Here is a 24,976-nt window from a genome sequence, read left to right on the forward strand (position 1 = left end):
CGGCACGGCATACTAACGAATCCAACTGTATACCGGGCTGTCGGTATGCCGCTGCGGGCAGGCTACGCTCGCCGCTCCAGCTTGACGAGCCGCCCGCCGATCAGCCACTCGCTGACGTAGAGGTTTCCCTGCGCGTCGGCCGTCAGCCCGTGCGGGCTGTTGAAGTACCCCGGCCGCAGGCCACTTGGGCGGTGTGGGCGATGCTCGTGGTCCAGCTGGTTGGGAAACCCAGGCCGGACGGCCGCCTCGTCGTCACTGCCGAGGTGGCCGAGGAGCTGGTCGTCGGGTCCGAGCACCGCAAGGCGCGACTCGAGATCGGCGACCACGAGGAACTGGTCCACGACCGTGAAGGCGCTCGGGCGCCTGAAGAGCGACGCGTCGCCGACCACGCGCTTGAAGACACCCTCGAGATCGAACACCTGGAGCCGCGCGTTCCTGCGGTCCGAGACGTAGAGCTCGGGCTCGCCCCGGCGATGGTCCACCCACACGGCGTGCGGGCAGTCGAAGCGCCCGGCGCCCTCGGTGCCCGACAGCGACATGACGTAGGTTCCGTCGCCGCGGAAACGATGGACGTAGCTCTGGCCATAACCGTCGGCGACCCAGACGTCTCCGGTCCCGCCGCTCCCGTCGTCCACCGCCACCCCGGTGGGCTTGAACCTGTTCATGCGGTACGCCTCGATGTCCGGGGCGGGGATGGACAGGAGCACTTCCCCGGTGAGGGACATCTTCACGGCAGCGGGCCTAGCGGCGCCGTCCTGGTTGAGGTACTCGCCTTCGGCGTCCTGCTCGCGACGCGCGCCGTTGTCGGCGATCCAGAGCACCTCCTGCCCATCGCTTTCGGCGACGAGAAGCCCGTGACCCTGCGTCACTCCGGTGTCGAAGCTCGCCCGCACCGAGCCGTCCGGCGCGAGGAGGACGGCTAGCGCCTGGTCGTGACTCACGACGACGACATCCCCGGACCGTGTCGAGGCGATGCCCGAGTGGATCCACGCCGACGACTCGTGCTGCGGGCGCGAGGCGAGCCAGTCATTGAAGGGCTCGGTCCAGGCATACTCCGGCCCGTGCTCGACGCCGAGCACGGGTCCCGCCAGGGAGGCGGTCATGCGGCGCGCTTCGCCAGCTCGCCGTGCGGGTCCAAGACGTACTTGCGGGAGGCTCCTTGGTCGAAGTTGCGGTAGCCCTCGGGCGCCTGGTCCAGACCGATGGGCGTGGCGTTGACCGCTTTGGCGATGTGGACGCGGTCATGCAGGATCGCCATCGCGAGCTGGCGGTGGTACTTCATGACGGGGCACTGCCCGGTTGTGAAGCTGAGGCTCTTGGCCCATCCGAGACCGAGCCGAAGCTTGAGTGCGCCGATCTGGGCATCTGAGTCGATGCCACCTGGGTCGTCTGTGACGTAGAGGCCTGGGATGCCGAGGCTGGCACCCGCCCGGGTGATGCCCATCAGAGAGTTGAGCACCGTCGCGGGGGCCTCCGTGCTGGCCTCGGCGCCGTGGCCTCGAGCCTCGAACCCGACGCAGTCGACGGCAGCGTCGACCTCGGGAACACCGAGCAGCTCCTCGAGCTTTCCAGCCAGGTCCTCGCTGCGCAGGTCGACGGTCTCGCACCCGAAGGACCGTGCCTGCTCGAGCCGTTCAGGGACCAGGTCACCGACCACGACGACAGCGGCCCCCAACAGCTGGGCGGACGCCGCGCACGCCAGCCCGACGGGCCCGGCGCCGGCAACGTACACCGTGCTCCCGACTTCGACGCCTGCCGTGACGGCACCGTGGAAACCAGTAGGGAAGATGTCGGAGAGCATCGTGAGGTCCAGCAGCTTGTCGAGAGCCTGGTCGCGGTCGGGGAAGCGCAACAGGTTCCAGTCGGCGTACGGGACCATGACGTACTCCGCCTGGCCGCCGACCCAGCCACCCATGTCGACATAGCCGTATGCCGCGCCGGGCCGTGCCGGGTTGACGTTGAGGCAGACTCCGGTGAGCCGCGCCTTGCAGTTGCGGCACCGGCCGCACGCGATGTTGAACGGCACCGACACGATGTCGCCGACCTTGACGAACTCGACGTCGGAACCGGCCTCGACGACCTCGCCGGTGATCTCGTGCCCAAGGACGAGCCCGGGCGGGGCGGTGGTGCGACCTCGAACCATGTGCTGGTCGCTCCCGCAGATGTTGGTCGCCAGCACCTTGAGGATGACGCCATGCTCGCACTTGCGTCCGATGTTGCCCGGGTTGACCCCGGGACCGTCCCGCAGCTCCAGTGCTGGGTACTCGGTCGACTGCACCTCAACCTGGTGTGGACCCAGGTAGACGACACCGCGATTTCCGCTCACCGATCTCTCCTCTGCCGCGCCCAGGCTGGGCTATACACTTGTGCACAAGAGTATACGGCGATGTGCCGCGGCGGTCGAGGCCTCATCGAGCACGCCGAACGCGCGGAGGTGCCACGCTCGGGTGCGGGCCCGCGTCACCGCCCTCCCGAGCGGGGGCGCGCGAACCTGGGATGAAGGCCGTCGGGCCAGAGCCTCCGTACTGGCTTTCCCGGAGTGAGGTTGCCGGAGGAGGCCGCAGACGCGCCGAAGGAACTGGCTCTCGTCGCTCAGAACGGCCCGGTGAGGCTGCCCGAGGTCATCTCCTCGAAGATGGTCAGGCGGATGTCGCGGGCCTCCGCGAAGTGTTTGGTCGCGATCTCCTCGGCCCGGTCGCCGTCTCGCGCCTCGATGGCGTCCACGAGCTCCCGGTGCTCGCCTCGGGCCTCGGCCCATCGCCCGGCGACAGCGAGCGTGGTCTCGGGGTAGCGGGCGAGATGAAGGTTGAGGCGCTCGAGGACGTCGATGAGGGACTCGTTGTGGGTCGCTCGCCAGATCGAGGCGTGGAAGCCGAGGTTTGCCTCGACCAGCCCCTGGGAATCGGACGTGACCTTGTCGCCCTGCTCCAGCCACTTGCGCATGGCTCGGAGGTCGTAGTCGGTGCGCCGGTCCGCGGCCGTCCGTCCCGCGAAGCCCTCGAGCACCAGCCGCGTGTCGTAGATGTCGAGGATGTCCTCGGGGCTGCGCTCCTTGACCACCATGCCGCGCTCGGTGCGCGCGATGAGACCATCTTGCTGGAGCCGGCGTAGCGCTTCGCGGATCGGCGTGCGGCTCACCCCGGCCCACTCCGCGAGGTTGGCCTCCACCAGCTGCTGCCCCGGCTGAAGCTCACCCTTGAGGATGGCCGACCTGAGCATCTCGTAAGGCTGAACCGTCCCTCGTGCCTGGCTACCCAACGTTGCGGCCTTCAGCTTGGGCACGTTCCGCTCCCTGTCGCTAGCTAGGTCTTGTACTCACCAGTATGCACGAACGAGGCGGTGATGGTGGGATCCGCGCACCGCGGCGCGGTAGCGCGCGGCTCCGCATGTTCCGGAGAAGTTGGCGCAGGCGTCATCTGTCGTTGGCCCGCTGACCGTTGCCGGGCCCGGCGCAACGCCTGCGCTCGGTCGCGGATGGCTGGATACAGTTCCGGAGGCATCCGGGCTCTCGCCGATCGAGGCTCGCAGAGTCGTCCCCAGTCCTCGCGTTGAAGCTACGGCGCCAAGGTGCGAAACTGGCACACCAGGGGATACCGATGCATGCATAGGCCGGTCCCCTGGTCCGATCAGACCGAGAGGGAGCAGACATGGCCGTGACCGCAGGTCGGACATCCAGCAAGGATGAAGCGCCGGCCAGCCCTCCGCGCAGCGAGAAGCGCGTCGCTCCGTACGAGATGCTCAAGCAGGCGATTCTCAGCGGTGCTCTCGAGCCCGGCGAGCCCCTGGTCGAGACGGCGCTTGCCGCGTGGTGCGGCGTCAGCCGGACGCCGATCCGTGAGGCGCTACGTCGGCTGCAACAGGACGAGCTGATCGAGCGGAGCAGCCGCGGGTTCACGGTGCGGACACGCAGCCCGGAGGAGATCCTGGACGTGTACTCCGTGCGCACGGTGCTCGAGGCGACGGCGGCGGGGATGGCCGCTGAGCGTCACGATGAGCACGACCTCAGACTTCTGCAGTGGGCGCTGGGCAAGGGGGCACAGACCGCTGTCGACAGCGTCGACGAGCTCGTCGAGGCGAACCAGGCCTTCCACCACGCCGTCTGGCGCGCGAGTCACAACAAGCCGCTGGTGGACCTGCTCGAGAGGCTGCACCTGCACCTCGGTCGTTACCCCGGCACCACACTGAAGGTGCCGGGGCGTTGGGAGTCGGCTCGCGACCAGCACCAGGCACTGGTCGACGCCATCGAGCGTCGTGACGCACCGGCCGCACACGACATCGCCATGCGGCACTTCCAGGACGCGCGCGACATCCGCCTGTCGCTGTTCGCCGCCGAACAGCTCCGCTGATACGGCGGTCGGGCCCAGCCTGCGACACACCACAGGTCGGAAGCCCCGGGCCGTCGCCGGCATAAGTCCGCCCAATGGGATCGACTCCATGTCCCATCTTCTCGTCGTATGCTGCGGTATACACACGTGCGCTGATGCGCACCGCCTAACTGGCGGCCGAGCCCGAAGGAGGCCCCTTGACCACGTCCAGCGTGTGCGACCGAGCCGCCGAGCCATCCCCCGGAACGCGGCCTGCCCACCCCGGCACCCCGAGCGGCGCCGCTGTGCAGACAGGCATGACGAGGCGCCCACCAGGAGCGCCCGGATGGGCGGACACCGTCTGGGACGTCGTCGTGGTCGGTGGCGGCAACGCGGCCCTCGCGGCGGCCATGTCCGCAGACGACCTCGGCGCGCGGGTCCTGGTCCTGGAGCGGGCCCCGCAGTACATGCGCGGAGGAAACAGCCGGCATACGCGCAACATCCGCTGCGTGCACGATCAGGACGAGTTCCACCCCGGGGCGTACAGCGAGCAAGAGCTGTGGCAGGACTTGTGCAACGTGGGTGAAGGCCCGAACGTCGAGGAGCTCGCGCGCTTCACGGTCAGGGACTCCGAGTCCATCCCGGCCTGGATGTACCGCCACGGCGCGCGCTGGCAGCATCCCCTGTCCGGCACGCTCCAGCTGGGCCGGACCAACCGGTTCTTCCTCGGCGGCGGCAAGGCACTGCTCAATGCGTACTACCGCTACATCGCCACTCGGTCGGACATCACCGTCGCGTACGACGCCAAGGTCGAGGACTTCGAGTTCGACGGGGATGCGTGCCAGGCGGTGATCGTGTGCTTCGGCGGGGTCCGCCATCGCGTGCGCGGGCGCTCGTTCGTGTGCGCCAGCGGAGGCTTCGAGGCCAACATCGACTGGTTGCGTCGCTACTGGGGCGACGCCGCGGACAACTACATCATCCGCGGCACCCCGTACAACGACGGCCACGCACTGGCGCAGCTGTATGCGGCGCAGGCTGCGTCGGTCGGCCACCAGCGCGGGTTCCACGCCATCGCGGTGGATGCCCGGGCTCCGCGGTTCGACGGAGGGATCGCGACTCGGCTGGACACCGTCCCCTTCGGCATCGTCCTGAACAGCCGGGGAGACCGCTTCTACGACGAGGGCGAGGATGCGTGGCCCAAGCGCTATGCGACCTGGGGCCGGCACATCGCCGAGCAGCCCGACCAGATCGCCTACTGCGTGTGGGACGCCAAGGTCAACCACCTGTTCCTGCGGCCGATGTACCCCACGGCGTCGGCGGAGACCTTGGGCGACCTCCTGCGCACGTTCGACCTCGACCAGCAGCGCGCCGCGGCGACGGTCGAGGCGTTCAACGACGCCGTCGTCCCGGGTGAGGCGTTCGACATCTCGCAGCTCGATGGCTGCCACACCGAGGGCCTCACACCACCGAAGTCGAACTGGGCACAACCCATCGACACGCCGCCGTACTACGGGGTGGCCATGCGACCCGGCGTGACGTTCACGTACATGGGCGTCTCGATCGGGCCCGATGCGCGGGTCGTGCGGACCGACGGTTCGGCCTTCACCAACGTCTATGCCGCCGGCGAGATCATGTCGGGCAACATCCTGAGCACCGGGTACCTGGCCGGCTTCGGGATGACGATCGGCAGCGTCTGGGGACGCCGAGCCGGTGCTCAAGCCGCCCAGCACGCGAGCGAGGGGCGGAGATGACCGTGCTGGACCAGTCAGGCCCGGGCGGCCGTACCTCGCTGCACCTGCTCGTCGGGGAGGCAACCCGTCAGCTCACGGTGTGCAACTCATGCCGCTACTGCGAAGGGTACTGCGCGGTCTTCCCTGCGCTCGGGCGCCGGACCGTGATCGAGCAGGGCGATGTCAGCCAGCTCGCGAACCTGTGCCATGACTGCCGGGCCTGCTACGACGCGTGCATGTACAGCTCGCCGCATGAGTTCGCCGTCGACCTGCCCAAGGCCCTGTCTGCCGTCCGGGTTCACGACTACCGCCGCTACATGTGGCCTACCGCGGTGCCGCGTCTGTTCTCCGGATGGACGGGCGTGTTCTCGGGAGTCGTTCTGGCAACCGCCATCGTCACCCTCGCCGCCCTGCTGCATGCCGGTCCGTCCGGACTGGTTGCGACCGGGGACGGCGCGCAGTCGCCGTATGCGCTCATCCCCTATCCGGTGCTCCTGCTGCTGATCCTCGTTCCGACGCTCTACAGCACCGCGGTGGCGATGGCTGCGGGACGACGGTTCTGGACGGAGGTGGCCGGTGACGGCCGGGAGATGAGGGTAGGCCACGTCTCGCGCGCCGTCTGGTATGCCGCGACGTTGCGTTACCTTCGAGGCGGCGGGCAGGACTGCTACTACCCGCAGGACACCGAGCCGTCGTCGAAGCGACGCGTCCTGCACGGCTTCGTCTCCTACGGCTTCGGCCTGTGCCTCGTCTCCACGACGTCCGCGGCGATCCTTCAGGACGTCCTCCATTCGCCACCTCCGTACCCGTGGCTGTCCGTGCCCGTGCTGACCGGGACCGTCGGTGGCCTATCCATGGTGATCGGGTGCACCGCGCTGCTCGTGCTCAAGACGCGAGCATCGACCGTCACCAGCTACGCACAGATGACCGTGAAGGACTACGGCCTCCTGGTAGCCCTGGAGTTCCTCGCGCTGTCCGGGCTGGCCGTGCTGCTGCTGCGCACGACGCCGGCGTTCGGCATCGCGTTCCTCGTCCACTTCGCGGCTGTCGTCCTGACCTTCGCGGTGGCTCCCTACAGCAAGCTGTCCCACGCCATCTTCCGCTTCCTCGCGATCGTGCGGGACAACGTCGAGCGCTCGGGCCGGACGTGACAGGACGCTAGGCCCGACGGGTCCCTACTCATGCGGGCGGGCCCCGTCGCGCAGCAGACGTGAGATCTCGGAGACACTCTGGTTGCCTTCGACCGCGGCACGCAGCTCGCCGAGAACGCTGACGGCTGAGCCCCCGAACCGGCGGGCTAGCAGTCCGAGTGCCTTCTCGCTCAGCTGCTCCCGGGTCAAGGGGTTGGCCGCTTCACCAAGTGGTGTCACAACGGACGCCTCGATGCTCTGGCCGTCCTCCCCCGTGACCTTCACGGTCACCGGACTCCCCTCCGGGTGGTCGAGCTGCAGGGCCGGGTCATGGACCACGACCGTGGCACGGCTCAGACGCCTCACCTCCTCGTCGTACAGCGCACCTTCCTCGAGACGGATCACGCCGGTCCTGCCGCGGCTCAGAGCCACTGCGCAGAGGAACGGAATGCTGTAGCGGCCGGCGAAGAGGTTCGGTGGGGCGACCGCAGTCAGCCGAGCGGCGGCGGGGCTTGCGCAGCGGATCTCGATGGCGCGGATGTCGCGCGTCGATGCCAGCTCGTCGGCCAGAGCGGCGGCTGCGTCGATCGCCGACGCGGCGTGAGCGCAGACCGGGTACAGCTTGATGTAGCCGTCGAGGACAGCGGGGTGCGCGGGCTCGGTGCGCGTGATCTGGGCCCAGTCGACGGTGAACCTCGGAGAGCTCGTGCGCGGGACGAAGAAGTCCTCGAGGGTGCCCGGGACGGCGGTCCAGCCCAGGCCCGCCATCGCGCCGGCAGAAACGGCGATGCCCGCGCCGAGGCCGATGACGAGATGGTAGACATCGGCGCCGTGACGGCCCAGCGCGAACGGGCCTGACACCGCGAGGCCGGCTGCGGCCTCGATCGCACGAGCGATCGAGGCCGGCTCCCCTCCACTGACGAGGTGGGCGACACCGGCCGCCGCACCGATGACACTCCAGCCGCCGTTGGGGTGGAGCTCCTCGCGCATCGTGCCGACGGCCAGCCCGGCCCGGGCAGCCGTCTCGTACCCGACGAAGAGCGCGCTCATCAGCTCGTGGGTCGTCGCGCCGATCTGCTCCGCCGCTGCCAGAGCCGCGGGCACCACGTGGATCGCCGGATGACCACCCGGCATACGCAGCCCCTCCCCCAGCAGCTGGGCGTTCCCGCAGCAGGCGTTGGCGATCGCAGCCCCCACGGCGGCGGCAGTTCCGCCGGTCGCCAGGACGGTGCAGGGTCCATCAGGGCTGTGCCCGAACCACCCGGACTCGGCGAGCTCACGCTGGCGGGGCTCCCGACCGCCTCCGACCAGGACAGCCACGGTGTCGATGAAGACCTCCGTCACGCGCTGCTGCGCGGGCCCGGGCAGGTCAGCGAACTGGATGCCGCCCCACAGCTCAGCCAGTCGGGTCGCGGCCGTTGCCCGCGCCATCGCGGTCACTGGTCCCAGCGGTCGTAGTGGACGATCTCCTCGAGGGGGAGCCGCGCGGCCGGCTTGAAGGTGGTGCCGGTGTAGTGAGCGACGGGCGTCATGCCGACCTGCGTGACCTCGTCGAAAGGGATGCCGAGAATGTCGGCCGCCTCACGCTCGTAGGCCAGGTGGCGAGTGGTGAAGCAGGTGCCCAGGCCCCTGGCGCGCGCGGCGAGCATGAAGCTCCAGAAAGCCGGAAGCACGGAGCCGTAGAGGCTGGCGAGCTCGCGACTGTCCGCGTCCGCTGATCGCTTGCGACGGATCGCCGGCACCACGATCCAGGGCACGTGGCCCAGGATCTTCTTGAAATGCTGGCCGGTCGCCAACAGGCGTTCCTGCGCGGGACCGCGGATGTCACCCGCCTCGTACTGGATCGGCACCTTTCCCGCATTGTCGTAGGCGCGCCGGTAGACATCGGCGATCGCCGCTCTCTGGTCCGGATCCGAGACGCACACGAAGACGTAGTCCTGGCGGTTGGAGCCGCTCGGAGCCTGCATGGCGATCTCGAGGCACTCCTCCAGCAGCTCACGCGACACCGGTCGGCTGATGTCGAGACGACGTCGAACCGCTCTGGTGGTCCGCAGCACCTCGTCGGCGGATGGTTCACCTGACATATGTGGTCCTTTCATTGGCCAGCCCTTTCATCCGCCTCGTGGACCCCGGTCGCCCCGGTACACAAGCGTATGCATCTTGGTACGTCTGTATCTTGCGGCGGTCGAGCCACATGGCTAGCGTAATGGCATGCATCTGTATACGAGCGTATGGTGTAGCTCGGATCTCCTCACGGAGCTAGGGCTCTCGGCCTGCCGGCCGATCCAGGCGCGGGCGTGCAGCCCAGCGCTGAAAGGCTGCGTCCGATGAGGACGCGCAGCCTGACACGTGGTCCCGGTGGCCGGCGTCGGCTTGCCGGCAGTGTGGCCGTGGTGAGCGCGTCGCTTGCGCTCGCCGGATGTAGCGGCACCGAAGTGCCCGAGAGCACCGGTGGCACGGCGCGGGCCGCTGGCTGGGCGGCCATCGAGGCCGCCGCGAACAAGGAGGGCGAGATCGTCTACTACTCGACGGACTCCGCAACCCTGAACAACGCTGTGGTCAAGGCCTTCAACCAGAAGTACCCCGACATCAAGGTCCAGGTGCTCCAGGGCAGCGGCGACCTCGCCGCGAGGGTGTCGACGGAGCAGGAGTCCGGTATCCATGCACAGGATGTGCTGGCCAGCGGTTTCCAAGACCTGCAGTCGAACAAGGACTGGTTCCTCAAGCTCGACCCCTCGGTCATGCCGGTGCTGGCGTCCGAGAAGTGGCCGTCCGGTATGAAGTCCGACACCTGGGTGGCGAACAAGCAACAGTTCCTGGTCGTGACGTGGAACACCGACAAGGTCAACGGTGACGAGCTGAAGACCTGGTCCGACGTGCTCAAGCCCGAGTTCAAGAACCAGGTGGCGATGATCGATGTTCGCGGTTCGGACACCATGTTCTCGTGGGTCGACGCGGTCGCCTCTACGCTGGGCGACGACTTCGTCCGTAAGGTCGCCGCTCAGAACCCGCAGATGGTGAACGGCGGGACGCCGACCGCCCAAGAGATCGCAAGCGGTGCACATTCCATCGGGTTCCCACAGTCCGGCATGCTCATCACGGATCTGTCCAACAAGGGCGCCCCGATCGCGTTCAAGGTACTGACCGACCCTGTCGTGCAGTCGATCGGGTTCCTGAGCGTGTTCAAGAACGCGCCACACCCCAACGCGGCTCTCGTCTTTGCCAACTTCCGCGAGTCGCCCGAGGGGATGGCGGCGATGTGCTCGGCCGTGGGTCCGCCCGGACAGACGGGAGTAAAGGCTCCGTTCGAGAGGCCCATCCCGCAGTGTCAGGCCGCCCCGACGGGCAAGATCGTGCAGGGCAGGAAGCTCGTCGCGACCGACCCTGACTACGCCCGCCTTCTCGGCCTGCTGGGGATGAAGCCACAGTCCAACTGAGGCATCGCAGCAGCGACTGTCCCGGGGTCGGCGGGTAGCCCCACCTCCACCTCGGGACAGTCGCGAACTCGGCAAACGACGTGACGAGATGATGATGACCGAAACGACAGCTCGTGAGGAGTCCGCCGCCCCGACCATCCGCCGCGCCGATCGCTTCTCGGGACGGGACGGCGCGCACACGCCGGGTCCCTCCCGTTAGCCGGCGGCGGGCAAGCGGCTCGGCCCGCGCGTCGAGCGGTCCGTTCCGGGCTCTTCGGCACCACCGCTTCCTCACCTTCTGGAGCGGCGCCCTGGCCTCGAACACAGGCACCTGGCTTTCGAACCTCACCGTCCCCTTCGTGCTGTTCGACATCACCCGCAGCGCGCTGTGGGTCGGGGCGGCGACGGCTCTTCAGTTCCTGCCAACATTGCTCGCCGCACCGCTGGGAGGGGCGCTGGCCGACCGCTATGACCGTCGGCGGATCCTCACCGTGTCCCAGTCGGTCATGGCCTTGGCCGCCGTCGGCCTGTTCCTCGTGTGGGTCGCGGGGGTGCGCGCCCCACTGGCCATCGTCGCGTGCGTCGCCGTCAGCGGGACCGTGCAGGGCCTGAACATGCCGAGCTGGCAGGCCTTCGTCAACGACCTCGTGCCACGTGAGGACCTGATCTCGGCCGTCACCTTGAACTCGCTCCAGTTCAACGCAGCTCGTGCGATCGGGCCGGCCCTGGCCGGTGTGGTTCTCGCTGGTCTCGGGGCGGGTTGGGCCTTCATGCTCAATGCGTTCACTTTTGCGTTCGTCATCGTGGCCCTCGTCGCGGTGGGGCAGGGTCCTGAGCCCGCGGGACTCGTCTCGTCGCCACGGGTGGGCGTGGTTCGTGGCTTCGCAGCCGCGGTCGCCTACGTCCGTGCTCAGCCCGGCCTGCAGGTGGCGATCGCGATCTCGCTGATCATCGGCCTTGTCGGTAACCCGATCTTCGGGTTCACCGTGGTCTTCGCCAGCGACGTCTACCAGGTCGGCCCCGTGGCCCTAGGCATCTTGAACGCCCTGCTCGGGGTTGGTTCCCTGATCGCGGCCCCGTTGGTCGCTGGTCGCCGTTTCAGCCGCGCCCTGCTGGCCGGAGTCGCCGTGCCGCTCTACGGGCTGATGGAGGTGGTGTTCGGCCTCGCCCGCCACGTCCTGGTCGGCAGTCTGGCGCTTCTTGTCGTGGGCTCGTGCTTCCTAGCAGGGTTCGCGGTCGCCAACACCGCAATGCAGACGATCGTGGCGGATCATCTACGCGCGCGCGTCCTCGCCGTCCGCATCATGCTCGTATCGACAAGCTTCGCGATCGGAGCCGTGGTCCAAGGCTGGATCGCGGACCGGGTCGGACCACGAGCGACCGTCACCGGGGCGGGCTTGGTCATCCTGGTTTCCGGACTCGCGTTGGCGGCCTGGGGCCGCGGTGAGCTGATCCGCCGAATCGACGACCCTCATGACGAAGCGCCCCCCGATTTCCGGGTGCCCTGACCCGTGCGCGGGAACGGCATGACTCGGCCGCGGGATCGTCGTAGGCAACTCGAGGACGAGGCAGGCCAGGCCGAGCTCGTGGGTCGGGCTTTGGAACCTGCGAGGTGAGATCGACGAAACCTGTGGCGCGATCGCCTTTAACGGCAGCGCAATCGGGCGTCTCTAGTGTCCGAGACGTCACACTCTTCCGCCGATCAGGAGACGTTACTCATGGACAACTCAAGGCGCAGGCGCCGAACCGCCACCGTCGGGATCGCCGCCAGTGCGTTTCTCGCCGCCGGCGTGCTCGGCGTCGCCTCCACCGCCAGCGCGTCGGCTTCACCCGGCGACTCCGCGTTCGGACAGTCGCAGGGCAACGGCTGGGGCAACCTCGCGTTTCCCGACCCCACGACACTCACCCTCGCCGAGACTCTGAAGGGGCTGGAGACCGGCAAGTTCACCTCGGTCGACCTGGTAAAGGCCTACCTCGCGCGCATCGAGAAGTTCGAGCCGTACTACAACGCCTTCACACAGATGAACCCCAATGCCCTGGGGGACGCCGCCGCGTCCGACGCGCGTCGCAAGAAGGGAAAGGCAGACGTGGGCGCGCTCGACGGTGTGCCGATCGTCATCAAGGACTCGATGGACGTCAAGGGCATGGCAACGACCTCTGGCTGGCCACTGACCTCGCCCATCACCGGCGGCATATCGCTGATCCCGGAGAAGGATGCACCCGTGGTCGGTCGGCTGCGTGACGCTGGGGCCGTCTTCCTCGGCAAAACCAATCTGCCGATTCTCGCGGGCAGTGGAAACAACGCCAACAACAGCGCGTACGGGCCGACGTACAACGCCCTGAACAAGGCGTGGGCGCCGGGCGGTTCCTCCAGCGGGTCGGCCATGTCGGTGGCAGGCGGCTTCGCCGTCACGGGCCTCGCAGAGGAGACGGGCGGTTCGATCCAGAACCCGGCTTCCGCTGAAAGCCTCTACGCCGTCAAGCCGACATTCGGCTTGGTGCCCACGACCGGGAACTTTCCGCTCGCCGGCGCCTGGCGTGACGTGATCGGTCCGCTCGCGCAGTCGCCTGAGGACGCGGCGTTGATGCTCGATGTCATGGCGGGCCCGACCACCGACGACCCGAAGACCGGCGGCGCGATCGTGCCCGATGGTGGCTACACCTCGCAGTTGTCGACTCATGCGCTCGAAGGAAAACGGATCGGCCTCTTCGGCCCCGGCTGGCGCTCGGGCAGCACGGGGCAGCTGTCGCCGGAGACGGCAAGGCTCTACGCCGACGCCGTGGCAAAGTTGGAGGCGCAGGGCGCGACCGTCGTCGAGGACCCCTTCGCCGGATCTGGCTTCGCCGAGCTGCGGACCGCGAGCCCCTCAACGTCGGGGCTGAACAACCCGGGGATCGAGCAGTACCTCGAGCGGCTCGGCCCGAGCGCGGCGGTCCACTCCGTCGAGGAGCTCAACGACTGGGCGGACACCCATGGCTTCGCGAGTGACACTCGGATCAATGGGATGCTCGCGGGCGCGCATGTGGCGCCCGACCTGACCGCCGTTCAGGCCTACCGCGACCAGTACCTGCGGATCTTCAACAAGGTCATGGACGACAACCATCTCGACGCGCTGATCTACCCCCAGCAGTACCAGGAGCAGGGCCCGATCTTCGGAGGCACCATCGCCGCGACCACCGTCTCGGAGATCAACTGGGCCCAGCTGCCGGGCGTCGTTGTCCCGGACGGCTCCTACGCCAGCGGCAAGCCGTTCAACCTGATCATCGTCGACAAGCGGTACAGCGAAGCCGAGATGCTCGGATACGCCTACGACTTCGCCCAAGCGTACGGCGGCAGAATCATCAACCACGACCTGAACACGGTCCCGGGACCGACACAGTAGGTCCTGTCACCCTGCCGGGGGCCCGGCCATCAGCGCGGGCCCCCGTAGCTCACAGTCGAGCATCCGCAACGGGCGGGCCCGCTATCCGCGGCTGACTACGTGTTTCATCGACGGTAGGACCGGTGCCCGCGCAGGCTTGGTCTCAGCTGCTTGGGTTGGTCGCTCGTATCAGCGGCTGTCCTTCCTTCGAGTCCGTGACTCTCATTGGCAGCGTCGCCCGGGCGCCGCAGAGACAGAGGGGCTGAAGAAGGGAATTCGCTGCCGGAAGTAGCGGGCCGGCGTCCCAGCTACGCAAGTCGCTGAGTGGGCCGGACACAGCGTCAACGTGCTGCTGCGCGTCTACGCCAAATGCGTGGTCGGACGGCAGGAGGCGGCGAGGCTGCGCATCTCCAGGGCTCTCACAGCCGCGTGGGGCGAAACCCAGGCTAAGGAGGTCCACGCCAGCCCGGATTCTCCGCGTTATCTCCGCAGACACCCGTAGACGACCCCGCCGGACCGCTCACAGCCGGACAGGAGCCGAAGGGCCTCCGACCAGCGTTTACGCTGGTCAGAGGCCCTTTCTGAACACATGGTGGCAGGTGAAGTGTCCGGTCTCAGGACGTCGGCGACACTCTGTCTCGGGTCACGAGCGACCGGTTTGGGCGGCCTGATGCTCAGCCATGTCAAAGGGCTCGACTTGTCATCGCCGCCTTGCTCACCGATGGCCAGACCCCTCGCAGGTGGCCGCCCGGTACGGCGTGCACAGCTCACGCGCAGTCGACCGTGCGTTCCTCGAGTCCCTATCGTCCGTGAGCTGGTCAAGGAGGGCAAGCTGGTGTGAGCACGGCCCATGATCCCGGGCAGTTGCGTGCTGGTGGGCTCATTCCCTGGACCGCGTGAATACGTTCTGGACACGGAGGACACTGACGAGTAAGCCTTGCCAAACCAGAGAGATGACAAGACGGAGGTGCAGGCGTGGATATCCCGGTCTTCGTGTCCTGCCCGACTGACCTGAGTCCCGCGCAGTCCGAGTCACGGAAGCTGGTCGAGCGCCAGCTCCGCCGCTACAGCCTGGAACCGCGCGCGCTCGGCCGTTCCGACTACCCGACCGAGTTCCCCCTGCGCGAGGTGCTCATCATCGCGAGGCACTGTGCCGGCGGAATCATCCTCGGCTTCGAGCAGTTTCTGGCCGACGACGGCACCTACAAGCGTGAAACGCAAGATGAGCGCCGACACGGCAGCAAGAGACCGTTCCCTACCCCGTGGAACCATCTCGAAGCCGGGATCCTCTTCGGCCTGCGCCTTCCCCTTCTCATCTTCAAGGAACCAGGCATCGACGGCGGCGTATTCGACGCGGGAGTCTCCGACGTCTTCGTGCACCTCATGCCGCAACAAAGTGATACTCGATCGCAGGAACGGTCGTTGTCCGACGTCTTTCTCAAGTGGCAGGCCGCCGTGCGGCAGTACTATTACGCCACCTGAGCCGGGCCCGGCAGGGCACCTGGCTCGGGGCTGTGCCGCGGTCACGCTGCGAGTGGGCTCCTCGAGCAGCTCTCGCTCGCGCGCGTGGTGACCTTGGTCGCGCCTTCTGCTTGGTGCTGTCTGTCGTCAGGCGACGCCCATATTTGGCGGATTCCTCCACTAAGGTTATCCGGTCGCGGCTCAGCGAAGTGGCGAACGCGCCGCCTTCGTTGCCGTCTTGGTGGCCTTGGCGGAGTCAGATCTGCGAGTGCTCGCCAACCCGAACGACCCCACCGGAGCGGCATACCCCAACCAAGGCGTCGGCTTCGACCACGACTCCCTTGGCCACTTCCAGCAGCGGCCCGGGTGGGGCACGGCGGCCCAGCGCATGAGTCCGATCGAGTCGACTCAGCTCTTCCTCGACGCGCTGCTGGCGCTACCGGGCTGGCAGGACATGACGCCCTGGTATGCCGCCCAGATGGTTCAGCGGTCAGCGTTCACCGCAGTGCCCACGCAGGCCAACGGACGGTCCAGCGTCGTCGGCGAGAACTACCAGCGCCAAGCCCAGCGCGCGGCCGGCGTTCTCTCGTCGATGACCGGCGACACCCCCGAACTCGCCTGCGATGCCGCCGAACCCGGAGCGGTCCCACCCGGGATCGACGGATCCCATGGGTTGCCCACGGGATACGCAGTCCCCGCTGGCACCAGCCCGCAGGCACAGATGGCCGTCACGTTCGCTCTGGCTCAGCCCGGCAAGCCATACCTGTGGGGCGGGAACGGACCCGCCGCATACAACTGCTCTGGCCTCACGCAGCAAGCTTGGATCCGCGGCGGCGTTCCATCGGCAGGGTCGTCGGCCAACAGCTTCGAAACGGCATGCCGACCTCTCTCGCCGCCTTGCTTCCCGGCGATCTCGTCATGATCTCCGGAGCCCTCGGCACCATGGCGGCTCCAGGACATGTCGGGATGTACATCGGCTTCGGCCTCATGGTCAACGCGCCCCCCACCGGCGACGTCGTCCGTGTCGTCTCCCTCAAGTCGTTCATATCGGACGGTCTCGCGGGCCTTCGCCACGTCGCGTAGGCGGGTTACACGCCGTCCGCCCGTACTCAGTGGTTGCAGCGGACTGCACAAGGCGACGCCCGACTAGACGGCCGGGTCGCTGGCCCCCGTCAATGGAGTTGTCACGCTCCACGGAGAAAGGCGTACGCGGCAGAAAACGCACGGAGGCGCGGCGCCCTTTCTTCGTAGGATGGTCGTGTGTCGAGCGCTGAGAAAGGCCGGGTGGGGTGGTCGCCAGAGCGGCTCGAACGGTAGTGGGTCTTGCACCCCTTGCTAACGGGACTTTCGTGAATGGTTCCGATGGCGCCAGGCGAGGAGTCGACCGCCGGCCTTCCGTTTTCGGGTAGAACTCGATCGCTCACCCATCCCTTGCGTCCCGCGCGCCACATTCCGATGGCCAGGGCGTCGGGTGTCAGTACCGCGAACCCGCGCAGAGGGGTGCCATCCGTGGCGGCCCTGCCGCTGGTCCGTTCGGGGCGGCCCATCGATGGTGAGGGCCTCAGCGGACGTGGCTCAGTTCGCCCACCTCAGCAGGCTGCCGTTTCCAGCCCTGAAAGGTGGCTGAGGCGACGAGCCACCCTCACCGATGTCGTCCGAAGTGATACGCGACCCTGATGAGCGGCGCTACTCGAGGTAGGGTGGGCCGCCCAGGCCTTTGTTGGGGATATTGGCAAACCTGTGGCATGCGTTCCGAGACTGTGGTTGCCTGTGCCTTGCCGAAGCGATGTGAAGGGGGACCAATGCTTCGACTGCACAGGGGCCGTGCGGCGTTCGCCGCGATTGCCAGCTCGCTGACGTTGGCAGTGTCCACGCTTGTGGCAGCTTCGCACGCGTCGGCCGATATCGGACAGCATGCGGTAGGCGCCGAGTGTCATGATGTTGTGCTGCTGGGCGCCCGCGGATCTGGGCAGGCTGCAGATCTCGACGGAGGCTTCGGCCCGGAGGTTCAGTACGCGGCGGACAAGCTCGTGTCATATCTTGTTGAGCAGGGTGACGAGCGCGATGTCGGCATGCAATGGGTCGAGTACAACGCGAACCCGACTGACTTGATCTGGCCCGGTCTTGACCTTGCGCAGTATTTCGGCGAACTGAACCATGGCCGAGATCTGGTCGTGGACTGGCTTGAAAACCGCGCGGACGAATGCCCTTCGGAACAGTACGTGTTACTCGGTTATAGCCAGGGCGCAATGGTCATGCACCGTGTGCTTCAAGCTGCTCTTCACGATCCCGACCGGATCGTCGCTTCCGTTCTCATCGCGGATGGGGATCGCGTTCGCGGGACCAGGATGACGTTGTACGGCAGCGCCAAGTTGACTGGCCAGGGCATCGCAAACTCCCCGATCGGAGCGGCCATCGGACAGCGAGTCGGCGAGATCCTGGCGACCCATATCCCCCAAACCGTCACGGTGTGCAACGACCGTGACGTCATCTGCGACTTCCGTGGAGACCTGAGCAGTGCGGCCAGGCAAGTCCACGGCAGCTACACGGGGTCGGTCGAGGTCCGCACCGCAGCAAGGGTCGCAGGGAGCAAGGTCCGTCGTGTCGCGGCCCCCAGGTTCGGACACGTGAACGCCACGGTTGACGTCCCGATTGCCTACCAGCTCCAGGCTGACGGCGTGAGGCCCGAGAACATGCGCTACCGGCTGGTTGACTCGTCACCGGCACCGGCGTGGTTGACCCTGTCCAGTTCGGGGCTGGTCACGGGCACACCACCTCGGGCCGGGACCAGCTTCATCGACATCGAGGTCGCGGGCGAGGACGGTCGGTTTATCCCCGGCGAGCTGCGGATCCTGGTCTCCAGCCCAAGCCCACCTCCGCCGCCACCACCGCCCCCGCCTCCGCCGGGACTGCCGACCGGGCCGGAGCTGGCATCACTAAGCCCCAGTGGTTGGGCATCGTCGTACTACGCACGGTGGCCGTCCTTGTCGGGCGACGGGGCGAAGGTTTCCTGGATCTCGTCCTCGCCGGAGCTGGGCCAAACGCCTGGAACCACCGGTTGCTTCGTGACCGACATGACGACCCGCAACGTCACGCTGGCATCCCTCGCTGCGAACGGACAGCCGTTGCCCCACGGTGTCGAGAACAGTGGCTGCCCATTATCGGTCGACGGCCGCCGCGTCATCTTCGGTGCTTCTGGTGAGGACGCTCCAGACGGAAGGACCGCACCAGGCGAGCAGCTGTATGTGCGGAGTCTGGACACTGGCGAGGTCGAGCTGGTGACTTCCAGCTCGGCTGGGACACCTGCCGACCGGGGGACATACCTGGATCACAACGTTCGACTCTCACACGACGGGCGTTATGCGTCCTTCAAGTCGCAGTCGACGAATCTGGTGTCGGGGGGCGTCGCGCGGTCGGGTCTGTACGTGAAGGACGTCTCCACAGGCGAGATCACCCTCTTCGAGAACCCTTCCCTTCCGTATGGCGGCTGGTACTCGATGTCCGCCTCAGGCTCAGTCGTGGCTTCCATGTCGTCCGACTTCCGCAACAACGGCCCGGCGAAAATAGCCGTATGGGACAACGGAACTCGTCGCGACATTAGCGCGGTCATCACCGATCAGGACTGGGCTCTGCAGAACGCCGACGTTTCAGGTGATGGCCGCTACCTCTTGGCCGGCGTTCGTGTCCTGGCCGGCGACGGTTCCGACACGACCTACACGAGCAAGCTCATCCGCATCGACCTCCTGACCAGCGAGGCCGTAGAGCTCTCATCGGAATCCAGTGACTGGGCGCCGGCCTGGGTGACCTCGTCCTGGGACGGGTCGGTAGTCGCCTACATAACAGGCCGAGCAGCCTCCCCCGGAGGTGCGGAGCGTGAGGCCGTCGTCATGTGGCGCGTCGCTGATGGCGTCACGACGCTCTCAACCAACGGCTCCTCCCTCTGGGCCATGACCTTCGACCCCGCCATCGCGGCAAATGGGTCCTCGGTCGGTGTATCAACACTCCAGCCCGGAGTTGGCGGTCGGGTCGACACGAACTTCGACATCGACGTTGCCTGGATCCCCGTGCCCGCCACAATTGATGATTAGTGACCTCGGCCTCCAGGACGAGATCTACCGCGCGATCGTCGAGCTCACCGACACCGGCGTCCAATCCGGATCATGCATGCCCACCTTTCGTGCGCGGGATTCGTGCGCACAGCGCCTCGAGCCAAGAGTGCTTCATGGTGTACCTCCTCGAGTTGTCCTTGACTCCTGTTCAGGAGTGCATCGGGGCACTAAAGGAGGCATGTCGGGATTGTTCAGAGGTCCTTCTGGCAGCTAGGGTCCCTACCCAAACACAAGCAAACATGAGCATCAGGACACTACGCATGGACGAGCGCGGGGCCTGACTGCCCAAGTACCACCGGATCGCGGACGACCTTCGCGACCAGATCCGCGAGGGTGCCCTCCGCGCCGGCGACAGGCTGCCAGCAGAGACCGCCATCGCCGCCACACACGGGACGAGCGCCCCCACCGTGCGGCACGCCATGAGCGTTCTCCGCGCCGAAGGGCTGATCCACTCGCGCCACGGCATTGGCACCTTCGTTCGGGACAGCCAGCGGCTGCGGCGCTGGGCACGGAACCGTTACCGCGAATCCGGCGGCCGAGTCGACTGGCTCGACGCGACCGTCTGGCTAGAGCTGACATTCGCCGGCACCGCCCCGCTACCAGAGCACATCGCCTCGTGCTTCACCGTCGAACCGGGCATTCCGGCCGTGACCCGGACGTCTCACCTGTACGACGAGACGAACAACCTCGTCGAGATCGGCACCAGCTACCTGCCCTCAAGTTTCGCCTCCGGCACCATCCTCGAAAGGCCGGAAACCCCTCCCAAGGCTCTGTTCCTGATCGTCGAGGAACTCACCGGACGGACCTACACCGCAGCAGTCGACGAGGTCACCGCGCGACGCGCCACTGACGCCGAGGCCGAGGCCGAGGAATTCGACATCCCTCTCCACTCCCACGTCCTGCATCTGGTCCACACAGCCAGCGACGAACACGGCGACGTCCTCGAAGTATCCGAGTTGATCTGGCCGGCCGACCTTGTCACGTTGGTCGACCACTACGCCATCGCTGCCGCTCGGACCGAAGGCGTCGGCTCCGAGAGGTGACCCAGCGGCGAGCTGACGACATGCCCGCCCGATCAGTGGCCTATGTGGTCGATGCGCACGTCACACCTCGCTACCCACGCTCCCGAGTCGACCATCCCGCTCGACGAACGGTGGGGCTGTGCGCTGAAGACCTCGCACCGCCAGGTGGCGTCGCGTTGCCGACTCATCGACCGCCTTGACTAGGCGCGTCGTTGGTCCCACGGAGACGCCAGCGGCTGCCACAGCCAGAGACGATGTGGCGCCGACCTCAGCTGCCCGACTTCGGCTGCAGCGGATCGCTCACGGGCAGAACCGCTCGACCGCTGATGGTGACCCATTCCCGACCGTTGCCGGAGCACGACGACGAGCCAGGAGTAGCGATGACCATCAACCAGAAGATCGAGGCCAGACACATGTCTGTCAGGGACGTTTGCGAGGAGCTCGGCGTGGCCCGCTCGACGTTCTACGACTGGCGTGCAGCCCGGAAGGCTCCGCCGTGCCTGAAGCTCCCCAACGGAGACCTCCGGATCCGAAGGGCCGACTTCGAGCGATGGCTCGAGTCGCTCGAGCAGTCAGCCTGAGCATGCCGACCGGCTCGGTCTCCTATGACGTTCGTGTCTGGTCCCCGCGGAAGTACAAGGGCTCGCGGGGGACAACCCACAACGTTCGGTGGCGGGTAGGCCACAAGTCGCAGAGGCGGACCTTCGCCACGGCCAAGGCAGCCGAGACCTTTCGCGCCGAACTGCTTTCAGCCCACAGGAACGGTGAGCAGTTCGACATCCAGTCTGGCCTGCCTCGTTCGATGCAGGCCGCCCTCCGTGAGATCAGCTGGCTGGAGCACGCTTGCGAGTTCGTTGACTCCAAGTGGAGGCAGTCGTCCGCGCGTCATGAAAAGGAATAGCCGAGGCGCTGACCACCGTCTCGATGGCCCTGTGGGACACGCCCCTAAGGAGCCACGATCCTGACCTTCTGCGTCGAGCGCTCTATGGGTGGATCTTCAACTCCTCGCAGCGAGGCGGCTCCCTCGAGGATGCCGCGCGGCCTGACGAGTCCGCGAGTGCAATTGCCTGGATGTTGAGGCACTCCCGTCCGCTTAGCGATCTGGAGGACCCGACAGTCCTGCGGCTGGCGCTACGGGCCTGCGCGACAAAGCTCGACGGGACCTCGGCCGCATCCTCGACCGGGGCACGTAAGCGCTCGGCCTTGTACAGCGCGCTCGCGTACGCCGTCGAACTGGGGGGCTCCCGAACAATCCGATTGACAAGGTCGCCCGGCGCAGGGAGCCGCACGCCGAGGTGGTCGATCGTCGCGTTGTGGTGAATCCAACCCAAGCCAGGCAACTTCTCTCCTCAGTCCGACGCAGGAACCCATCGCTGGAAGCGTTCTTCGGGTGTCTGTACTACGCCGGGCTCCGTCCGGCCGAAGTTCGGCACATGCGCCGTTCGAATCTGCACCTGCCTGCAAGCGGGTGGGGGGAGCTCACGCTCGAGGGTTCGACCCAGTCGTCGGCATCGGCATGGACCGACACGGGCGCCGGCGATGAGGACCGCTCGCTCAAGCATCGTCCGCGCAAGGAGGCACGCCAGGTTCCGGCACACCCAGAGCTCGTCGCGATCCTGCAACGCCACCTCGCGAGCTTCGAGTGCAGTCCCGACGGGCGCCTCTTCGTGAGCAGAACCGGCATCATGGGCAGACCACTGCCTCGCCCCTTCTCCAAGCCGTTACCGATGGGCACCGTCTACCGAGCGTGGAACCAGGCGCGCAGCGAAGTTCTCACGCCGCACGAACTCGCCTTCCCTCTGGCCAAGCGCCCTTACGACCTACGCCACGCGTGCGTCTCTACCTGGCTCAACGCGGGCGTGCCTGCCACCCAGGTGGCCGCGTGGGCCGGACATAGCGTCAATGTCCTGCTCAGGGTCTACGCGAAGTGCGTCGTTGGACAGGACGAGCTAGCGCGCCGACGCATCGACAGCGCCCTGCGCGGCAGCTCCGACTGACGATGTCGGCGGCCAAACTTTTCCACGTATTTGCCACAGACACCCGCAGACGGCCCGGCCGGCCCGACGACGACCGGACACGAGCAGAAGGGCCCCGGACCGGCGTTTGCGCTGGTCAGAGGCCCTTCTGAGCACAGAGTGGCAGGTGAAGGATTCGAACCTTCGTAGCTTTCGCGACGGATTTACAGTCCGCCGTCTGCATGCCGCTGACCTGCGCGAACGTGGCTCCCTCATGAACTTCTCCACGAATTCCGCACAGATACTCGCTGTCAGTCGGCGCGTGCCGAGGACGCCCGCACACCGACGTGAGGCTGCCGACGGTCCGGCAACCTATGACCGGCGAGGCGGAGACGCAGTCGTGGCGTTGGGTGCCGGGTGGCGTCCCTTCGAGTGGTGTAGCTCGGTCACCACGAGGTCTTTGCTGGTGCTGAGTATGCCGTGAGTTGTTCTGGTGTGGCTACCTTCTGGACAGCAGCAGTGGTTGTGAGGGCGGTGATCGAGCCCTCAGGCAGGAAGCGGCGCTCGGTCACGGCACATTCGTCGTGGGTCTCGACCAGGACGGACCCGGCGAGCCGGAGCAGTGCCTCGGGTTGGGCAAGACGCCGACGACGCCGGTGCGGCGCTCGATCTCCTTGTTGACCCGATCGAGCGGGTTGGTCGACCAGACCTTGCGCCAGTGCGGTTGCGGGAACGTGGTAAACGCGAGGATGTCCTGGGTCGCGTCGGCGCAGCATTGCCTCGACCCGGGGCAGCTGCCGGCCGAGCATGCCGGCGATCACATCGAGCTGCTCGTGGACATGCTGGCTGTCGGGTTGGGCGAAGATCGTGCGGATCGCGGCCGCGACCATCTCGGCGTTGCCCTTGGGCACCTTGGCCAGCACGTTGCGCAGGAAGTGGACAGGCAGCGTTGCCACCCGGCTCCGGTGAACACCGCGATGATGGACTGCTTGAGTCCTTCGTGGGCGTCGGAGATGACCAGCTGCACCCCCGCCCAGGCCGCGCGCCTTGAGCGAGCGCAGGAACCCGGTCCAGAACGCGCCGTCCTCGCTGTCCCCGACGTCGAACCCGAGGACCTCGAGGTGCCCGTCGGTGGCCACCACGACCGCCATGCCGAGAACTGGACACGACCCGCCGGTCCACCCAGGCCTTGCAGTAGGTCGTTTCGAGGAGCACGTACGGGTAGGCGGTGTCCTTAAGGGTGCGGTTGCGGAACGAGCCGACCTCCTGGTCCAGGTCGGCGCAGATCCGCGACACCTCACTCTTGGAGATCCGGTGTCCGCGCCCAGCGCCTTGACCGGGTCGTCGACCCTGCGGATGGAGACCCCTGCAGATAGGCCTCCATGACCACCGCGAACAGGGCCTGGTCGACCCGGCGCCGGTGCTCAAGCAGCGCCGGGAAGAACGAGCCCGTGCGCAGCGTGGGGATCCGCAGCTCCAGATCACCGGCTCCCGTGGTCAGGACGCGGGCGCGGTGCCGTTGAGCTGCGCGGTCCGCTCCTCGGTGCGTTCGTACGGAGCGGCGCCGATCACAGAGGTCAACTCGGCCTCGATCAGCGCCTGGCACACCGTTTCCGCCGCCTAGCGGACCCGGTCGGTCCCATCGGCCTCCTGCAATGCGGACAGCACCTCCAACAGGGCAGACCGGTCCAGGGCCATCGCGTGATCTCCTTTCACGTGGACTTGGCGGTTACACCCATAGACTCACGCGATGGCCCCCGCACGCGTACGGGGGCGCGCCGTCGACGATCAACAGCCCGGAGTTACACCACCCGGCGGGACGTCACCCGTCGGACCCGCATCGCTGGCCCATTCTTGACCCGACGCGTTGTGCCACCTAACCTGATCGTGCAGTATCGAGACAACGATCTGGCCTCTGCCCAGATCATCGTTACTCCAAAGGACTGACGGACGGTCTCATCCCGCGACTTAGCGGGGTGGGGCCGTTTTGTGTTTTTTGGCAAACGCAAGGTCTCATCGCGGACGCTGACTGGCGCACCGCGGTGAGACCTTGCTTGTCTTGAAGGACGGAAGAATGATCAGGAACCGAGAGCGCCTCACCCACGGGGGCCCAGACGATCCACGAGTCCGCCTGCCTCAGGGCGAGACTGCTGGACCCACGCTCGCGGCAGCCGTGACGCTCGGCTGGTCGCTGATCTCCGCGGTCGCTGTGCTTGCAACACCAGGTGCGCAAGGCGCTTGGTGCCTAGTCCTGACTGCGGGCCAAGTGCTGGCCATGCAGGGCGCCAGCCGTGACCGCCGATGGGGCTGGCTGCTCGGGCTCGGGCTCCAAGCTCCCTGGGGAGCATACGCGCTCGCCACCGACCAGTTTGCGTTCTTGGCGACGTGCGTCTTGTGTGCGGTGGCGCAGGTTGGTGCACTACGTCGGCTCGCGCGTGGCCGACGAACCGTCCGGAGGCCAGATGATCTCGACGAGACTTGGTCGAC

18 protein-coding genes, 1 tRNA gene and 1 pseudogene are annotated in these 24,976 nt (G+C 67.1%); 13 read left to right on the forward strand and 7 right to left on the reverse strand.

Going from position 1 to position 24,976, the window contains the following annotated elements; translation table 11 throughout:
* Positions 1 to 62 precede the first annotated feature (62 nt).
* From ACWEOW_RS00985 to ACWEOW_RS00995, 3 genes are all read right to left on the reverse strand, one after another.
* Positions 63 to 1,103: a hypothetical protein gene (locus ACWEOW_RS00985; RefSeq protein WP_452267276.1), complete on the reverse strand. Its 1,041-nt coding sequence runs from the start codon at positions 1,101 to 1,103 to the stop codon at positions 63 to 65.
* The gene (gene fdhA / locus ACWEOW_RS00990; RefSeq protein WP_452267277.1) at positions 1,100 to 2,326 is read right to left on the reverse strand and encodes a formaldehyde dehydrogenase, glutathione-independent; all 1,227 of its coding nucleotides are present in this window, start codon (positions 2,324 to 2,326) and stop codon (positions 1,100 to 1,102) included. Before fdhA ends, ACWEOW_RS00985 begins: the two co-directional genes overlap by 4 nt.
* A gap of 266 nt (positions 2,327 to 2,592) precedes the next feature.
* Entirely contained in the window at positions 2,593 to 3,282 is a 690-nt protein-coding gene (locus ACWEOW_RS00995) for a GntR family transcriptional regulator (protein WP_452267278.1), read from the reverse strand.
* Positions 3,283 to 3,647: 365 nt separating this feature from the next.
* On the opposite strand from ACWEOW_RS00995, the gene ACWEOW_RS01000 reads away from it, so the two are divergent.
* The 3 genes from ACWEOW_RS01000 (at position 3,648) to tcuB (ending at position 7,185) form a co-directional block, all read left to right on the forward strand.
* Positions 3,648 to 4,346: a GntR family transcriptional regulator gene (locus ACWEOW_RS01000; RefSeq protein WP_452267279.1), complete on the forward strand. Its 699-nt coding sequence runs from the start codon at positions 3,648 to 3,650 to the stop codon at positions 4,344 to 4,346.
* Positions 4,347 to 4,621: 275 nt separating this feature from the next.
* Positions 4,622 to 6,055, forward strand: coding sequence for an FAD-dependent tricarballylate dehydrogenase TcuA (gene tcuA, locus ACWEOW_RS01005; RefSeq protein ID WP_452267280.1), 1,434 nt, complete (start codon positions 4,622 to 4,624; stop codon positions 6,053 to 6,055).
* The gene (gene tcuB, locus ACWEOW_RS01010; RefSeq protein WP_452267281.1) at positions 6,052 to 7,185 is read left to right on the forward strand and encodes a tricarballylate utilization 4Fe-4S protein TcuB; all 1,134 of its coding nucleotides are present in this window, start codon (positions 6,052 to 6,054) and stop codon (positions 7,183 to 7,185) included. The genes tcuA and tcuB overlap by 4 nt, the downstream gene beginning before the upstream one ends.
* Positions 7,186 to 7,209: 24 nt before the next feature.
* Here the strand turns inward: tcuB and ACWEOW_RS01015 are convergent, their stop codons facing one another.
* Together ACWEOW_RS01015 and ACWEOW_RS01020 are read right to left on the reverse strand one after the other, a co-directional pair.
* Positions 7,210 to 8,595: an MmgE/PrpD family protein gene (locus tag ACWEOW_RS01015; protein ID WP_452267282.1), complete on the reverse strand. Its 1,386-nt coding sequence runs from the start codon at positions 8,593 to 8,595 to the stop codon at positions 7,210 to 7,212.
* A 5-nt stretch (positions 8,596 to 8,600) separates the two neighbouring features.
* Entirely contained in the window at positions 8,601 to 9,248 is a 648-nt protein-coding gene (locus ACWEOW_RS01020; RefSeq protein ID WP_452267283.1) for a nitroreductase family protein, read from the reverse strand.
* Positions 9,249 to 9,557: 309 nt separating this feature from the next.
* On the opposite strand from ACWEOW_RS01020, the gene ACWEOW_RS01025 reads away from it, so the two are divergent.
* The 10 genes from ACWEOW_RS01025 (at position 9,558) to ACWEOW_RS01070 (ending at position 22,531) form a co-directional block, all read left to right on the forward strand.
* Positions 9,558 to 10,601, forward strand: a complete 1,044-nt coding sequence (locus ACWEOW_RS01025; RefSeq protein WP_452267284.1) for an ABC transporter substrate-binding protein — start codon at positions 9,558 to 9,560, stop codon at positions 10,599 to 10,601.
* A 113-nt stretch (positions 10,602 to 10,714) separates the two neighbouring features.
* The gene (locus ACWEOW_RS01030; protein ID WP_452267285.1) at positions 10,715 to 12,088 is read left to right on the forward strand and encodes an MFS transporter; all 1,374 of its coding nucleotides are present in this window, start codon (positions 10,715 to 10,717) and stop codon (positions 12,086 to 12,088) included.
* Between the two features lie 210 nt (positions 12,089 to 12,298).
* Positions 12,299 to 13,963 carry an amidase gene (locus ACWEOW_RS01035; protein ID WP_452267286.1) on the forward strand — a complete coding sequence of 555 codons (1,665 nt, stop codon included), beginning with the start codon at positions 12,299 to 12,301 and terminating at the stop codon, positions 13,961 to 13,963.
* A 954-nt stretch (positions 13,964 to 14,917) separates the two neighbouring features.
* The gene (locus tag ACWEOW_RS01040) at positions 14,918 to 15,424 is read left to right on the forward strand and encodes a hypothetical protein (RefSeq protein ID WP_452267287.1); all 507 of its coding nucleotides are present in this window, start codon (positions 14,918 to 14,920) and stop codon (positions 15,422 to 15,424) included.
* 247 nt (positions 15,425 to 15,671) lie between these two features.
* Positions 15,672 to 16,325 carry a C40 family peptidase gene (locus ACWEOW_RS01045; protein WP_452267288.1) on the forward strand — a complete coding sequence of 218 codons (654 nt, stop codon included), beginning with the start codon at positions 15,672 to 15,674 and terminating at the stop codon, positions 16,323 to 16,325.
* Positions 16,322 to 16,486, forward strand: a complete 165-nt coding sequence (locus ACWEOW_RS01050) for a hypothetical protein (protein WP_452267289.1) — start codon at positions 16,322 to 16,324, stop codon at positions 16,484 to 16,486. Before ACWEOW_RS01045 ends, ACWEOW_RS01050 begins: the two co-directional genes overlap by 4 nt.
* A 719-nt stretch (positions 16,487 to 17,205) precedes the next feature.
* A complete protein-coding gene (locus tag ACWEOW_RS01055; RefSeq protein WP_452267290.1) occupies positions 17,206 to 19,491 on the forward strand; it encodes a cutinase family protein in 2,286 nt (761 codons plus the stop codon).
* A gap of 320 nt (positions 19,492 to 19,811) precedes the next feature.
* Complete coding sequence (locus ACWEOW_RS01060; RefSeq protein WP_452267601.1) at positions 19,812 to 20,555, forward strand: GntR family transcriptional regulator; 744 nt, start codon at positions 19,812 to 19,814, stop codon at positions 20,553 to 20,555.
* A 359-nt stretch (positions 20,556 to 20,914) separates the two neighbouring features.
* Positions 20,915 to 21,115 carry a helix-turn-helix transcriptional regulator gene (locus ACWEOW_RS01065; protein ID WP_452267291.1) on the forward strand — a complete coding sequence of 67 codons (201 nt, stop codon included), beginning with the start codon at positions 20,915 to 20,917 and terminating at the stop codon, positions 21,113 to 21,115.
* A gap of 735 nt (positions 21,116 to 21,850) precedes the next feature.
* Positions 21,851 to 22,531 carry a tyrosine-type recombinase/integrase gene (locus ACWEOW_RS01070; protein WP_452267602.1) on the forward strand — a complete coding sequence of 227 codons (681 nt, stop codon included), beginning with the start codon at positions 21,851 to 21,853 and terminating at the stop codon, positions 22,529 to 22,531.
* A gap of 139 nt (positions 22,532 to 22,670) precedes the next feature.
* On the opposite strand, the gene ACWEOW_RS01075 is transcribed toward ACWEOW_RS01070, so the two are convergent.
* A tRNA-OTHER gene (locus ACWEOW_RS01075) sits at positions 22,671 to 22,746 on the reverse strand.
* A 189-nt stretch (positions 22,747 to 22,935) separates the two neighbouring features.
* Positions 22,936 to 24,187 (reverse strand): annotated as a pseudogene (locus ACWEOW_RS01080) (IS256 family transposase).
* Positions 24,188 to 24,976 lie beyond the last annotated feature (789 nt).

This window comes from Monashia sp. NPDC004114 (genome assembly GCF_053603855.1).

What these genes read in the sequence shown, in the direction of transcription:
- ACWEOW_RS01000 (WP_452267279.1), top strand. Translation starts at nt 3,648, where the DNA reads ATGGCCGTGACCGCAGGTCGGACATCCAGCAAGGATGAAGCGCCGGCC.
- tcuB (WP_452267281.1), top strand. Translation starts at nt 6,052, where the DNA reads ATGACCGTGCTGGACCAGTCAGGCCCGGGCGGCCGTACCTCGCTGCAC.
- ACWEOW_RS00985 (WP_452267276.1), bottom strand. Translation starts at nt 1,103, where the DNA reads ATGACCGCCTCCCTGGCGGGACCCGTGCTCGGCGTCGAGCACGGGCCG.
- ACWEOW_RS01065 (WP_452267291.1), top strand. Translation starts at nt 20,915, where the DNA reads ATGACCATCAACCAGAAGATCGAGGCCAGACACATGTCTGTCAGGGAC.
- tcuA (WP_452267280.1), top strand. Translation starts at nt 4,622, where the DNA reads ATGACGAGGCGCCCACCAGGAGCGCCCGGATGGGCGGACACCGTCTGG.
- ACWEOW_RS01015 (WP_452267282.1), bottom strand. Translation starts at nt 8,595, where the DNA reads ATGGCGCGGGCAACGGCCGCGACCCGACTGGCTGAGCTGTGGGGCGGC.
- ACWEOW_RS01050 (WP_452267289.1), top strand. Translation starts at nt 16,322, where the DNA reads ATGATCTCCGGAGCCCTCGGCACCATGGCGGCTCCAGGACATGTCGGG.
- ACWEOW_RS01035 (WP_452267286.1), top strand. Translation starts at nt 12,299, where the DNA reads ATGGACAACTCAAGGCGCAGGCGCCGAACCGCCACCGTCGGGATCGCC.
- ACWEOW_RS01020 (WP_452267283.1), bottom strand. Translation starts at nt 9,248, where the DNA reads ATGTCAGGTGAACCATCCGCCGACGAGGTGCTGCGGACCACCAGAGCG.
- ACWEOW_RS01055 (WP_452267290.1), top strand. Translation starts at nt 17,206, where the DNA reads ATGCTTCGACTGCACAGGGGCCGTGCGGCGTTCGCCGCGATTGCCAGC.